The sequence below is a fragment of the Sideroxyarcus emersonii genome, from assembly GCF_021654335.1.
Taxonomy (GTDB): Bacteria; Pseudomonadota; Gammaproteobacteria; order Burkholderiales; family Gallionellaceae; genus Sideroxyarcus; species Sideroxyarcus emersonii.
The window spans coordinates 392,835-405,631 of the sequence record NZ_AP023423.1 but is presented as its reverse complement, the minus strand read 5'-3'; the positions used below and the strand labels follow the sequence as shown (position 1 = coordinate 405,631).

The following is a 12,797-nucleotide window of genomic DNA, read 5'->3' as shown; positions in this document are numbered from 1 at the left end:
CGGCCATCGCCGGGATGGCGAACCAGTGAAGGATACGCCATGAACAGTATCGAACTCGACATCCTCCTCCCCGCCTTCATCGCCGGCCTGCTGGTGCTCGCCACGCACATCCCGTTCGGCATGCGCATCCTGCAGCGCGGCGTGGTCTTCGCCGACCTCGCCGTGGCGCAGATCGCCGGGCTCGGCGTGGTCATCGCGGGATTGCTCGACCTCACCGCCCATCCCCTGCTGGTGCAACTCATCGCAGCCGCCAGCGCGTTGTGCGGCGCGGCATTGCTGGCATGGATCGAACAGCGCCTGCCCGACGTGAAAGAAGCCTGCATCGGCCTCGCCTTCGTGCTTTCCGCCAGCCTGGGCATCCTGCTGATGAGCCACGACGTGCATGCCGGCGAACACCTGAAGGACCTGCTGGTCGGGCAGATCCTGTGGGTCAGCGACAGCCAGCTCATCGCCACCGCATTGCTCACCGCAGTCCTGCTCGCCATATGGAAGACCTTGCGCCAGCACTTCGGCCATTTCGGTTTCTATGCACTGTTCGCCGTCGCCATCACCGCCTCGGTACAGCTGGTCGGCATCTACCTGGTGTTCGCCAGCCTGATCGTGCCCGCACTGATGACCTGGCGGCAGACGAGGAGGCGCTATCTCCGCGCATTCGCGATCGGCATCGCCGGCTATGCCACGGGCCTGCTGCTGTCGGTCTGGCTGGATCTGCCGACGGGGGCAGCCATCGTGTGGGCCATGATGCTGTGCGGGGGAATCATGCTGCTCGTCAGAAAACAGCGCTGAAGATCGGCGGCCGCCCGCGCTTTGGGTGAACAATGAAAACGGGCGCAGCCTGGCGACTGCGCCCGTTGCCTGCCTGTCATGGCCAGCGCGGATTCATTTGCCGCGCTGTCCCCGGCGCCCGTCGAAGCGAGGCATCTGGTCGTCGAACACCTTCTGCTGTTCAGGGGTCAGCACCGCGTAGAACTCTTTCAGCGCAGCCAGATGCTCGGCCAGCCGCGCTTCCATTGCACGCAGATGTTCCAGTCCTTTTTCCAGGCGTTGCGGCGCATTCAGCTTTTCCATCTCGGCCGGATCGGGACGCTTCAGCTGTCCCGGCAGCGGATGCTGGGCAGCAAACTTGGTCCAGGCCGGTTCCTGCTGTGCGGTCAATTTGAGTTTGTCGTGCAGCGTGGCCAGATGCTGTTCGTGCATCTTTTCCATGCGCTCCGGATCCATGCCCATCGGTCCATGCCCGTAGCCGCAGTCGTCGCCATGCGCGAACGCATTGGCCGACAGGGCGATGATGGCGACACCGGCCAGAATCATCTTCACTGACTTGTTCATGTTGATTCTCCATTGTTGGTTGAGTGACGTGCCTTGAAGCACGGTGCCCATTTAACCCGCGCCATGTATCGGGCATATGTCGGCTGCGGGCGATTTTGTACGGTTTTGTATCGTTCACCCGCGGGGCCGGATTTCGTTGTAATGTCCGCACCATGACGAATCCCGGTACACCGCCCCGCATCCTGATCGTCGATGACGATGCGGACATCCGCAGCCTGCTGGCCGACTATCTCGGGGAGCAGGGCTGGCTTGTCAGCACCGCGCCGGACGGCATGGCCATGCAGCAGGTGCTCGACAATACACCGATAGACCTGATCGTGCTCGACCTGACCCTGCCCGGCAGCGACGGGCTGACCCTGTGCCGCGATCTGCGCGCGCGTTCCGCCATCCCCGTCGTCATGCTGACGGCGCGCAGCGCGCCTCTGGATCGCATCCTCGGGCTGGAGCTCGGGGCCGACGACTATCTGTGCAAACCGTTCGAACCGCGCGAACTGCTGGTGCGCATCCGCAACGTGCTGCGCCGCAACAGTGCAGCAATAAAGGAACCGTCCGGCAGCTCCGCAATGTGGCATTTCGCCGACTGGACGCTGGACGAGAACACCCGGCAATTGCAGAACGGAGCCGGCCTGGTGGTCATGCTCTCCGGCGGCGAATACCGCCTGCTCAAAGCCATGCTGGAACGCCCCAACCGCGCACTCAACCGCGACCAGCTGCTGAACCTGACGCAGGGCCGCGAGACCGATCCGCTTGACCGCTCCATCGACCTGCATATCAGCCGCCTGCGCCAGAAGCTGGGCGACGACGCGCGCGCGCCCCGGCTCATCAAGACGCTGCGCAACGAAGGCTACCTGCTGGCGGCCACCGTGACACGGGGAGGCTGACGTGTTTGCTTTCTTCCGCTCCATGCACGGCCGCCTGTTCCTGATCCTGCTGACCGGCATGTTCGTAACTTCGGTCGGCACCATGCTGCTGACCCACTCGCGGCAGCAGGAGATGTTCGAACACGTGCGCGCCCAGCACCTGTCGGTGGAGATCGCCGACATGGTGGAGACACTGAGGAAGCTGCCCGCGGCGCGGCGCGGCGATTTCCTGCTCGAACCGCACGGCATGGGCATACGCGCACACCCGGGCGGCGCTACGCCGCTGCCGTTCGCGACCAGGGATGAACTGCTGGAAGAAGCGTTACGTCAGCGGCTGGAAGACGTGACCGTTGCGGCAGAACGGCCGAGCCATGCGGCCTGCGGCGACGAACCGATCCGGTGGCCGCGCTACATGCGGGAACCGCCGGAATGTCAGCGCGTGCAGCTTTCGCTGCCGGATGGCGGCGCACTCGTGCTTGTCATCCCGATGCCGCACATGCGCGGCCCGCTCTACCCGCCCCCCGTGTGGAGCGCCTTGCTGCTGTTCGCCGTGTGCATCGGGCTGCTGGCCTGGCTGGTGGCGCGCATCGCCACCAGCCCGTTGCGGCAGCTGGCCGATGCCGCCGACAAGCTCGACATCTCCCGCGCCGGCGAAGCGCTGCCCGAACAGGGCAGCAGCGAAGTGCGCGTCGCCACGCGCGCCTTCAACCGCATGCAGAAGCGCATCTACGATGACGTGCGCGAGCGCACCGGCATGCTGGCCGCGATCACCCACGACCTGCAGACCCCGTTGACGCGGCTGCGCCTGCGGCTGGAGAAACTGCCGGATGCAGCGCTGCGCGACAAGCTGATCGGCGACATGCAGGCCATGCAGCAGATGCTGCAGGAAGGTCTGGAGCTGTCGCGCAGCCTGGACAGCAGCGAGGCTGCCCGGCTGCTGGATCTCGATTCGCTGCTGGACAGCCTGTGCAGCGATGCCGCCGAGGCCGGGCAGCAGGTGGAATACACGGATCGCGTCGCCGTGCAATTGCAGGCGCAGCCGCTGGCCTTGCGCCGCGCGTTCTCCAACCTGCTGGACAATGCCGTGAAGTACGGCCAGCGCGCCAAAGTCTCGCTGAGCCGCGATGCGCACCATTGCCATATCCTGATCCGCGATTCCGGCCCCGGCATCCCGCCGGATTTGCTGGAGACCGTGTTCATCCCGTTCTACCGCATCGAGCATTCGCGCTCGCGCGAAAGCGGCGGCACCGGCCTCGGCCTGAGCATTGCCCGCAACATCGTAATGCGCCACAACGGCGAACTCACGCTGCGCAACCTTCCGTCGGGCGGACTGGAGGCGCATGTCGTATTGCCACTGACGCTTCAGGCCGGACGCAGGCTTCCGCTATAATCGGCGTCCTTATCGACGCACGCACCCGTATGACCGACCGCTACGCCGTTATCGGCAACCCAATCTCGCATAGCAAGTCCCCGCTCATCCACCGCCTGTTTGCCGAGCAGACCGGCCAGGACATGAGCTACGAAGCCATCGAAGCGCCGCTGGACGGCTTCGCCCCGACCATCCGGCGCCTGCGCGATGAAGGCTACAAAGGCTGCAATGTGACCGTGCCTTTCAAGTTCGAGGCATACGCGCTGTGCGACCAGCTCGGCGCACGGGCGCGCGATGCCAAGGCGGTGAACACGCTGCTGTTCCAGGACGGCAAGATACTCGGCACCAACACCGACGGCGCCGGACTGCTGAGCGACATCGAGAACAATCTCGGCTTCAAGCTGATGTGGAAGGATGCGCTGCTGCTCGGCGCTGGCGGCGCGGCAGCGGGCGTGTTGTGGCCGCTGTTCAATGCTGGGCTCGGCGTGGATATCGCCAACCGCACGCTGGACAAGGCGCAAGTGCTGGCCGAGCAGTTCAAGGGTGCCGGCACCGTGCATGCGCGCACATACGAGGATCTCGCCGGCAGGAAATACGACCTCGTGATCAACGCCACCTCCAGCGGGCTGAAGGATGAGCTGCCGCCGCTGCCCGAGGGCCTGTTCAAACCGGGTGCCCTGGCCTACGACATGATGTACGGACGCGAGACGCCGTTCATGGCGTTCGCCCGCAAACAGGGTGCCGCGCTCGTCTCGGACGGGCTGGGCATGCTGGTGGAGCAGGCTGCCGAAGCATTCCAGGTATGGCGCGGCGTGCGCCCGGACACCCGGCCCGTACTTGAAAAGTTGCGCACATGAAGAAAGTGAAAGTCCTGTTCTGGCGCATCGTGCTGGGGCTGTTCGTGCTGTTGCTGCTGTACCAGTTGTGGCTGTTCGCCCATGTCTGCTGGTGGATCAAGTTCAACCCCGCCACCAGCGCCTTCATGGAAGACCGCCTGGAGGTGATGCAGGACCGGAACCCGAAGGCCGGGCTGCAATACAAATGGGTACCTTACGAGAGGATCTCCGACAACCTCAAGCGCGCATTAATCGCTTCTGAGGATGCCAAGTTCGTCGATCACGAAGGCTTCGACTGGGAAGGGATCGCCAAGGCTTACGAGAAGAACCTGAAGAAGGGCAGGATCGTGGCGGGCGGCTCCACCATCAGCCAGCAACTGGCGAAGAACCTGTTCCTTTCCACCAGGAAGACCCCGTGGCGCAAAGGCGAGGAAGCCGTCATCACCCTGATGCTGGAAGCCGTGATGGACAAGCAGCGCATCTTCGAGATCTACCTGAACGTGATCGAATGGGGCGATGGGGTGTTCGGTGCGGAAGCGGCGGCACGCCATTATTTCGGCATCAGCGCGGCACAACTCAGTCCGGAACAGGCGGCCAGGCTCGCCGCGATGGTCCCCAATCCGCGCTATTACGACAAACACCGCGAAGCGCGCGGCTTGCTGGCGAAGACCATCGTCATCCTCGACCGCATGCCGGATGCGGACATCCCCTGACGTTCGAATCAGGCTGGCTCCTGCCTAACGGAAGTCGTCCGCCAGCACCTTCGGCGCACGGTCGTGCTTGTACAGCAAGGGGATGAGCACGATGGTCGCGACCACCATGAAATGCGGGCCGAACAGCCAGAACACCAGCGGCACGCAGAAATAGTAGGTGCGCATGCCGATACTGTAGTACTTCCCCGCACTGTTCAGGTACAGCGCGACATGCTGCGCCGTCAGCGATTTATGGTTCAGTCCCAGCGGCACGTTGATCAGGAAACCGACATGGTTGAAGATGCGGATGGCCATGGAGAAACTGAAGAAGGCCACGAACAGGTTGATCAGCAGCAGGATCAGCTTGATCGCCCACAGCTCGGAATGGGTCGCTCCATACAGGTTCAGGGTATGCCATGCCCCGCCCTGGGCCTGGGCACTCAGGGTCAGCACTCCCATGATCAGCAGCACGGCAGTCGAAGCGAGGAAAGTCGCCGCCATGGTGGAGTTGCGCAGGGTCTGCACCGGGATCACGTCGGGCTTGCCCGAACTCATCATGGTTTCCACCCACAGGGTACGGGCGATGCGGTTGATCGCCTGCACCGTATAGGTGGGGTCCTTGCGCACCTTGTTGCGCAGGTAGACGTGATAGACCGCCAGGATCAGGACGGACAGGATGAAACTGATGATGTCGTTGGAATAGACGCTTGCCCAGGTAGAGACCACCGATGTATCTGCCAATTTTTCGTTCCCCCAGCAAATTTCCCTATTTGTTCAGCTTGAGCTTCTCGCGCTTCTCGGCGAGGCGCAGCAATTCGAAAGTGATCCATGCGACGAACACCATGCCGATGGTGAAGGCGGTGTAGGAGATCGGCCACGGGATACCCTGGGTCATCATGGAGAATTCGGACATGCCGCCGATGCCGGCGATCACGTTGAGCGGCATAAACACCACGCTGAGCACGGTCAGCCGCTTGATGACCTTGTTCTGGTTGATGTTGATGAAGCCGACGGTGGCATCCATCAGGAAGTTGATCTTGCCGAACAGGAAGGTGGTGTGGCCGTCCAGCGATTCGATGTCGCGCAGGATCTGCTGCGCATCGTCCAGCTGATGACGTTCGATCACCCGGCTGCGCATCAGGAAGGAGACGGCGCGGCGCGTATCCAGCACGTTGCGGCGGATGCGCCCGTTCAGGTCTTCCTCCTGGCCGATGTCGGACAGCATCTTGGCCGCCTCTTCGTCGGTCATCTGTTTGCTCAGCACATGGCTGCCGACCTTCTCCAGCCCTTGGTAGACATCCTCCAGCGCATCGGCGGAATATTCCACATCCGCCGCATACAGGTCCAGCAGCACGTCGCGCGCATCGGAAACATAGTTGGGCTGGGAAAAGGCGCGCAGGCGCTGCAGGCGGAACACCGGCAGTTCCTCCTTGCGCACCGAGAACAAGATGTCCTGATGCAGGATGAAATTCACCCCGACGTTGCGCGAGACATCTTCCTTGTCGAGCAGGAAGTCGGAGCGCAAGTGGATTTCGCCGTTCTCTTCCACATAGAAACGCGCACTCGATTCGAGGTCGCTCACCCGGTCTGGATCGGGCAGCTCGATGCCATAGGCATCGCCGACCCAGGTGCGCTCCTCGAACGAAGGATCGACCAGGTCGATCCAGATCGGCTTGGCGTTGGTCAGGTCGTCCTGGGTGTTGACCTGTATCTCGCGCATGCGGCCTTCGAACAGTTCGAACGCCTTGATGCGGGCGCGGTCGTTCTTGAACGCCCGCTTGCCCAGGGCATGCAGGATGGAGACCGAAACCCCGGGCAGCACCTGCTCCTTGCGCCGCTCGTCGATCTGGTCCCAGATGAACAGCTGGTCGGCATCCGGCAGGATCTCCAGCATTTCGGCGATCTCGGCCGGCGCCATCTCGCTCAACAGCAGCTGGATGCGCGCCAGGTTCTGCTTGCGTACCAGCGTCTCCACCAGGTCATGGTGCGGCATATCCTGCTTGTGCACCATTTCTTCGGTCACCCTGCGCTTCTCCAATAGAGTCAGCACAGCCTGGCGATGGTCCTGGTATTGGATGTTGGGTTCGTTCGACATGGGCGGAATTATAGCCTTACAAACGCTGGCGGTTCAGGTGCATTTTGTCTTTACCGCCGTATTTTGGAGCGGGCCTGCGGTGGTGTCGCGGAGCATGCCGGGGACGGCCTTGCGCCAGCCGTGCTCAGCTGAACGGTGCGCTGTTCCACTGTTCCAGCCATGCCGGCAACTCGCTCGCCGGCATGGGCCGCGCGATACCGTAGCCTTGCCCGTATTCGCAGCCCATCGCCACCAGCTCCCGAAACAGCTCTTCCGATTCCACGCCCTCGGCGACGATCTTGCGATCGAACGCCTTGGCCAGCGCGATAACGCCCTGCACGATGGCGCGGTCGCCCGGGTCGCCCAGCAGGTCGCGGATGAAGGACTGGTCGATCTTGAGCGTGTCGACCGGCAGGCGCCCCAGATAGGACAGCGAGGAATAGCCGGTACCAAAGTCATCCAGGGCGAAGCTGATGCCGATCTTGCGGCAACGCTCGATGGTGTCGCTCACCCGCGGGATGTCTTCCAGCGCGGCCGTCTCCAGCACCTCGACCTGCAGGCAGCCTTGCGGCAAGCCCGGGTGGCGCAGGATCTTGCGTTTCAATTTCCAGGCGAAATCCTTCGCCTGCAGGTAGCCGGCCGAGATATTGATGCTCACCTGCATCGGCAAGCCCGCCTGGTGCCATCTCTCCAGCTGGAGCAGTGCCGTCGCGACAACCCAGTCCCCCAGCTCGATCTCCAGCGTCGTGCCCTCGATCGCATACAGGAATTCCGCCGGGGCGAGCAAGCCGCGCTCGGGATGGCGCCAGCGGATCAGCGCCTCCGCTCCCACCAGCTGGAGGGAGCGCATGTCGACCTTGGGCTGGTAATACAGCTCGAATTCGTTCCGCCCCAGGGCAAGCGCAAGGCGCCGCAGGAATTCGTGGTGGCTGCGCGTGCGCTGGTCGTTTTCCGCATCGTAGAGAAAGTAGCGATTCTTGCCCGATTGCTTGGCGGTATACATCGCCTGATCGGCATGCCGCAGCAGGGTGTCGGCATCGTGGTCACCCCCGGGATAGGTTGCGACGCCGATACTGGCGCTGACTTCGAACAGCTTGTTCCGGATCTCGATCGGCTGGCTGATCGCCTCCAGCAGGCGGTTCAGACTGGCCGAGCATTCGTCGGCGGCGTGCAATCCGAGCAGCAGGACGGCGAATTCGTCGCCGCCCAGGCGGGCGACCGTGTCGTCGCCCCGGATCGAGTTCTTGATGCGCTGCGTCACTTCGATCAGGACCTTGTCGCCGGCCTCGTGCCCCATGGTGTCGTTGACCAGCTTGAAACCGTCCAGATCGAGGTAACAGACTGCCAGGATGGTGCCTTCCCGCTTGCTGTGCGCCAGCGCCTGCTGCAGGCGGTCGGCCAGCAGCACGCGATTGGGTATGCCGGTCAACGCATCGTAGTGCGCGATGTGCTCCAGCTGTTTCTCGTGCTGCTTCAGCTGGGTGATGTCGGAAAAGGTCCCGACCATGAGGACCGGTTCGCCCGCTTCGTCCCGCTGCGTGACTGTGCCGCGGCACAGTATCCACTTCCAGCTGCCGTCCTTGCATACGAGGCGTATCTCCGAAACATAGTAGCCGGTCTTCCGCTTGAGGAACCCGCGCAACTCGTTCCTGACGCGCCGCTCATCGTCGGCATGCACGACCTTGAACACGCTCCCGGAACGATCGCCCAGCTCATCTTCGGCATACCCCAGCATCTCGGCAAAACGCCTGGAATAATGGAATTCCCCGCTTTTCAGCCGCCAGTCCCACACCGCGTCGCCCGCCCCTTCCAGCGCATGACGCAAACGCTCTTCGGTCAGGCGCAACACCTCCCGCTCGTCCTCGTGCGCGCGCTGCAATTCGCGGAAGGTCTCGTATTTCTCGAAGATCATGAACAGCACGAGCAGATACAGGCAACCGCTCAGCGCGTCGACGTGCGAGTAACCCGTGGAGAAATAGGGCAATGCATCGATGACCACAATGGTCAGCAGGATGATGGCCAGCCAGATGCGCCCGGCCCTGCGACCTTGCAGGAAGAACGCCGCCGCCGACAGCAGGAAGAACAGCGACAACCGCATCGTGTTGTAAGGCGCCAGTATGTAGACTGCCGTGAACATTCCATAGGACAGCGCCAGCGCGACCGAACTTGCCAGATCGACGTTGCTGCCAGGCCGGCGCAAATATATGCGCAGGGCGAAACAGAAACCGGCGAAGCCGAAATCGATCATGCCCAGCGTAACGCTGGTCTGCCAGCGGATGAAGCCCATCCCCAGCGCGATGATGCCGCCGAACAGGAACACGCTGTCGAGGAAGGCGGCCTTGTACCCCTCGTTCCGTCCCTGACTGGCGCTATTCGGATTGAACGACCCGTTCTTTTTCATTGATGCGAATCTCTCCTGGCCGGACGGGATTTTGGATGGTTATTCTTGCGTTGCTGCACGGGCGGGATCATTGCCCCCAAGGCTTGCCCGATGACTTGAAATCCGTAGCCAGCAAAACCCGACCTGTGTTATTTTGCACTATCGGCGCACTGGCGAAGACAACAATCATTAGGCGGCAATCTTATCACGCACACGACTCTGAAATGACCGATAGCTCACCCATTCAACTTTCCAGGGTCGACACGCAACTTGAACGTTCCCTGCTCGATATAGAGATTCCGCCCTGCCCCGAAATCCTTATGCGCATCATGGATGAGATGCACAAGGAAGATCCTGACTACCATCGATTGAGCAACATCATCAGCGCGGACGTCGCCCTTGCCGCCGGGCTGATCAGGGCCACCAATTCGCCGCACTTCGTCCGCCCGCAGCGCGCGCGCACGGTCTACGATGCGCTGTCGATACTCGGCCTCAGGGTGGCCAGCCACACCATCGCCGGCATCATCCTGCGCAACCTGTTCCCGGACACGCCGAACATGCTCCGTTTCTGGGATGCATCGGCACGTACAGCGCGCCTTTCCGCCTGGCTCGCGCGCAAACTGGATACCCCCAGCCTGAACGCCGACGACGCCTATACCTTTGGCCTGTTCCATGACTGCGGCATCCCGGTGCTGATGATGCGTTTTCCGAACTACAAGGAAATCCTGGGGCAGGCGAACAGCGATGCACTCAATGAATTCACCGCATCGGAAGACTTGCAGCTGAATATCAACCACACCATCGTCGGCAGCAGACTGGCCCAGAGCTGGTGGCTGGAAGAAGACATGTACCAAGCCATCCGCCATCACCATTCGCTCGCAGCCCTGGCTGCCGACTCCACCTTGCCTAAATCCAGCTGCCAGTTCATCGCGACCGCCCAGCTGGCGGAATATTTCTCGCAGCAGCAACTCGGTCTGGGAGTCACGCAGGAATGGCCGAAATTGGCCGCTGCCTGCCTGGCGATCCTGCAGATCGATGAGGACGACCTGGAATTCCTGTATTCCGAGGCCAAGCCCATCCTCGCTGCAGCGGATTAATCCTCGCCCCGTATCGGCCCGCGACGGCGGCGCCAGCCGAATCCCGCGCAGCAAAACCTTTTGCACGCAAGAAGCAAATCGTGCGCGAACGCAACCTGCGCGCAGCATTCATGAGCGGAAATTTCGGGGTGAATAACAGAGCGGTTCGCTGAAGAGGCTCAACAAACACGAAGGGAACAACATGCTGCACTCCGACGAAGCGGAGGTCGCAGAAAGGGCGAAACGCAACGACCCGGCGCCCGCCCCAATCTACGAAGCTTAGGCGCCGAGGATGCCTTTGCCTGCTGCAGGAGCGGCAGCCGATTTGGCTGTTGCTTTCTTGGCAGGTTTTTTCGCTGCTGCTTTTTTCGCTGCCGGTTTCTTGGCGGCTACTTTTTTGGCGGCTGGCTTCTTCGCTGCTGCCTTTTTCGCTGCCGGTTTCTTGGCGGCTACTTTTTTGGCGGCTGGCTTCTTCGCTGCTGCTTTTTTCGCTGCAGGCTTCTTGGCGGCAGCCTTCTTGGTGGTGGTGCTCTTTGCTTTGGTTGTTGCAGCCATTTTCATTCCTTATAAAAATTGATGGACTAACCAGTGACAACATTGCGTGCACCAACTGCACTCCCGATGCGCCTTTCTACTGCTTGAAATCTCCCAACACGCACGGTGATGCCATTCTATGCGCGATTAAAAAAATTGCGCAACACTTTTGTGCATTATTTTCGAATAATTTTCACGCGACGATTTTCTCTGCAGCGTAGAGCTGGCGCACTGTTTCGCGTTCCCGGATCAGGTGTGCGACTGCCCCGTCGACCATCACTTCGGCAGCCCGGGGACGCGTGTTGTAGTTCGAACTCATGCTCATTCCGTACGCTCCGGCGGACATCACGGCAAGCGCATCTCCTTTATCCACGGCCATCTCGCGTGCATGGCCGATGAAATCCCCGGTCTCGCAGATCGGCCCCACCACCTCGTATCGCTGCGCCGGATCATCCCGTTTCTGCAGCGGCAGAATCGCGTGATAGGCATCGTACAGTGCCGGGCGCATGAGGTCGTTCATCGCCGCATCGACGATGGCAAAGTTCTTTTCTTCGCCATGCTTGAGATATTCGATGCGCGTCAGCAGCACGCCGGCATTGCCGACCAGCACCCGGCCGGGTTCGACGATGAGCTTCTCGGAACGGCCTTGCAGCGCTGCCAACAGGGCTTTCCCATACTCGGCGATGGAAGGCGGCGTCTCGTCGTCGTAGCGGATACCCAGCCCGCCGCCCAGATCGAGATGCTCCAGCGTGATGCCCGCCGCAGCCAGTTTGTCCACCAGCGCCAGGACTTTCTCCGCTGCCGCGATGAACGGGCTGGTCTCGGTGAGCTGCGAACCGATATGGCAGTCCATGCCGGTGACGCGCACGTGCGGCATGTCGGCTGCCTTCCGGTACAGCGCCAGGGCTTCGGTATAGGCCACGCCGAATTTGTTCTGCTTGAGTCCGGTGGAGATGTAAGGATGGGTCTTGGCATCCACGTCCGGATTCACGCGCAGGCTGACCGGCGCCACCTTGCCCATGCTGCCCGCCAGCGCATTCAACCGGTCCAGTTCGGGTGCCGATTCGACGTTGAAGCAGAGGATCTCCGCCTCCAGCGCCTGGCGCATCTCCGCCTCGCTCTTGCCGACACCGGAAAACACCACCTTGCCGGCCGCCCCGCCTGCCGCCAGCACGCGCTGCAGTTCGCCGCCGGAAACGATGTCGAATCCGGCTCCCAGGCGGGCGAACAGATTGAGGATGGCGAGGTTGGAATTGGCTTTCACCGCGTAGCAGATCAGATGCTCGCGGCTCTTGAGCGCTTCGTCGAACTGGCGATAGCCATCGGTCAGCGCCGCACGGGAATAGACGTAACACGGCGTACCGAAGCGCCGGGCGATATCGCTCAACGCCACGCCCTCGGCGAACAACTGGTCCTGCTGATAATGGAAATATTCGTTCATGGTCACTTCTTGCTTTCTGGATTTGCGGGAGCGGGTTGTGCCGGAGCAACTTGCGAGGCGGCCGGCTGGGCGGCTGCCGCCGGAGCTGCGGTCGGCGGGGGCGGCAGGAACAGCGGACCTTTGCGTCCGCATCCTTGCAGGATGACGGTCAACAGCAACATAATGCCGGCGATGCGCATGACTTTATCTTTCATAACAATCAGAAC

13 protein-coding genes are annotated in these 12,797 nt (G+C 61.9%); 7 read left to right on the top strand and 6 right to left on the bottom strand.

The window, feature by feature from the left end; translation table 11 throughout:
* Positions 1-39 precede the first annotated feature (39 nt).
* Positions 40-786 (top strand): metal ABC transporter permease, encoded by a 747-nt coding sequence (locus L6418_RS01915; protein WP_237247796.1) that lies wholly within the window; start codon positions 40-42, stop codon positions 784-786.
* Positions 787-879: 93 nt separating this feature from the next.
* Here the strand turns inward: L6418_RS01915 and L6418_RS01910 are convergent, their stop codons facing one another.
* Positions 880-1,329, bottom strand: coding sequence for a Spy/CpxP family protein refolding chaperone (locus tag L6418_RS01910; RefSeq protein WP_237247795.1), 450 nt, complete (start codon positions 1,327-1,329; stop codon positions 880-882).
* Between the two features lie 152 nt (positions 1,330-1,481).
* On the opposite strand from L6418_RS01910, the gene L6418_RS01905 reads away from it, so the two are divergent.
* The 4 genes from L6418_RS01905 to mtgA are packed head-to-tail and all read left to right on the top strand — an operon-like array spanning position 1,482 to position 5,107.
* On the top strand, positions 1,482-2,210 hold the full coding sequence (locus L6418_RS01905) for a response regulator (RefSeq protein WP_237247794.1): 729 nt from the start codon (positions 1,482-1,484) through the stop codon (positions 2,208-2,210).
* 1 nt (position 2,211) lies between these two features.
* Complete coding sequence (locus tag L6418_RS01900; protein ID WP_237247793.1) at positions 2,212-3,579, top strand: ATP-binding protein; 1,368 nt, start codon at positions 2,212-2,214, stop codon at positions 3,577-3,579.
* Positions 3,580-3,608: 29 nt separating this feature from the next.
* Positions 3,609-4,415, top strand: a complete 807-nt coding sequence (gene aroE / locus L6418_RS01895; protein WP_237247792.1) for a shikimate dehydrogenase — start codon at positions 3,609-3,611, stop codon at positions 4,413-4,415.
* Complete coding sequence (gene mtgA, locus L6418_RS01890; protein WP_237247791.1) at positions 4,412-5,107, top strand: monofunctional biosynthetic peptidoglycan transglycosylase; 696 nt, start codon at positions 4,412-4,414, stop codon at positions 5,105-5,107. The genes aroE and mtgA overlap by 4 nt, the downstream gene beginning before the upstream one ends.
* Before the next feature lie 24 nt (positions 5,108-5,131).
* On the opposite strand, the gene L6418_RS01885 is transcribed toward mtgA, so the two are convergent.
* The 3 genes from L6418_RS01885 to L6418_RS01875 form a co-directional block, all read right to left on the bottom strand.
* Positions 5,132-5,827 carry a DUF599 domain-containing protein gene (locus L6418_RS01885; RefSeq protein ID WP_237247790.1) on the bottom strand — a complete coding sequence of 232 codons (696 nt, stop codon included), beginning with the start codon at positions 5,825-5,827 and terminating at the stop codon, positions 5,132-5,134.
* 25 nt (positions 5,828-5,852) lie between these two features.
* Complete coding sequence (locus L6418_RS01880; protein WP_237247789.1) at positions 5,853-7,181, bottom strand: magnesium and cobalt transport protein CorA; 1,329 nt, start codon at positions 7,179-7,181, stop codon at positions 5,853-5,855.
* Positions 7,182-7,305: 124 nt separating this feature from the next.
* A complete protein-coding gene (locus tag L6418_RS01875; protein ID WP_237247788.1) occupies positions 7,306-9,561 on the bottom strand; it encodes a bifunctional diguanylate cyclase/phosphodiesterase in 2,256 nt (751 codons plus the stop codon).
* Between the two features lie 203 nt (positions 9,562-9,764).
* Between L6418_RS01875 and L6418_RS01870 the strand changes: the two genes are divergently transcribed.
* Both L6418_RS01870 and L6418_RS01865 read left to right on the top strand, forming a co-directional pair.
* A complete protein-coding gene (locus tag L6418_RS01870) occupies positions 9,765-10,637 on the top strand; it encodes an HDOD domain-containing protein (protein WP_237247787.1) in 873 nt (290 codons plus the stop codon).
* A 271-nt stretch (positions 10,638-10,908) separates the two neighbouring features.
* Complete coding sequence (locus L6418_RS01865; protein WP_237247786.1) at positions 10,909-11,193, top strand: hypothetical protein; 285 nt, start codon at positions 10,909-10,911, stop codon at positions 11,191-11,193.
* Positions 11,194-11,343: 150 nt separating this feature from the next.
* On the opposite strand, the gene lysA is transcribed toward L6418_RS01865, so the two are convergent.
* Positions 11,344-12,591 carry a diaminopimelate decarboxylase gene (gene lysA / locus L6418_RS01860; RefSeq protein WP_237247785.1) on the bottom strand — a complete coding sequence of 416 codons (1,248 nt, stop codon included), beginning with the start codon at positions 12,589-12,591 and terminating at the stop codon, positions 11,344-11,346.
* A 2-nt stretch (positions 12,592-12,593) separates the two neighbouring features.
* On the bottom strand, positions 12,594-12,785 hold the full coding sequence (gene lptM, locus L6418_RS01855; protein WP_237247784.1) for an LPS translocon maturation chaperone LptM: 192 nt from the start codon (positions 12,783-12,785) through the stop codon (positions 12,594-12,596).
* Between the last annotated feature and the right edge of the window lie 12 nt (positions 12,786-12,797).

Bases quoted from the DNA above. Each gene is read 5' to 3' on its own strand.
- L6418_RS01915 (WP_237247796.1), top strand. From the start codon at position 40: ATGAACAGTATCGAACTCGACATCCTCCTCCCCGCCTTCATCGCCGGC.
- L6418_RS01910 (WP_237247795.1), bottom strand. From the start codon at position 1,329: ATGAACAAGTCAGTGAAGATGATTCTGGCCGGTGTCGCCATCATCGCC.
- L6418_RS01905 (WP_237247794.1), top strand. From the start codon at position 1,482: ATGACGAATCCCGGTACACCGCCCCGCATCCTGATCGTCGATGACGAT.
- aroE (WP_237247792.1), top strand. From the start codon at position 3,609: ATGACCGACCGCTACGCCGTTATCGGCAACCCAATCTCGCATAGCAAG.
- mtgA (WP_237247791.1), top strand. From the start codon at position 4,412: ATGAAGAAAGTGAAAGTCCTGTTCTGGCGCATCGTGCTGGGGCTGTTC.
- L6418_RS01880 (WP_237247789.1), bottom strand. From the start codon at position 7,181: ATGTCGAACGAACCCAACATCCAATACCAGGACCATCGCCAGGCTGTG.
- L6418_RS01875 (WP_237247788.1), bottom strand. From the start codon at position 9,561: ATGAAAAAGAACGGGTCGTTCAATCCGAATAGCGCCAGTCAGGGACGG.
- L6418_RS01870 (WP_237247787.1), top strand. From the start codon at position 9,765: ATGACCGATAGCTCACCCATTCAACTTTCCAGGGTCGACACGCAACTT.
- L6418_RS01865 (WP_237247786.1), top strand. From the start codon at position 10,909: ATGCCTTTGCCTGCTGCAGGAGCGGCAGCCGATTTGGCTGTTGCTTTC.
- lysA (WP_237247785.1), bottom strand. From the start codon at position 12,591: ATGAACGAATATTTCCATTATCAGCAGGACCAGTTGTTCGCCGAGGGC.
- lptM (WP_237247784.1), bottom strand. From the start codon at position 12,785: ATGAAAGATAAAGTCATGCGCATCGCCGGCATTATGTTGCTGTTGACC.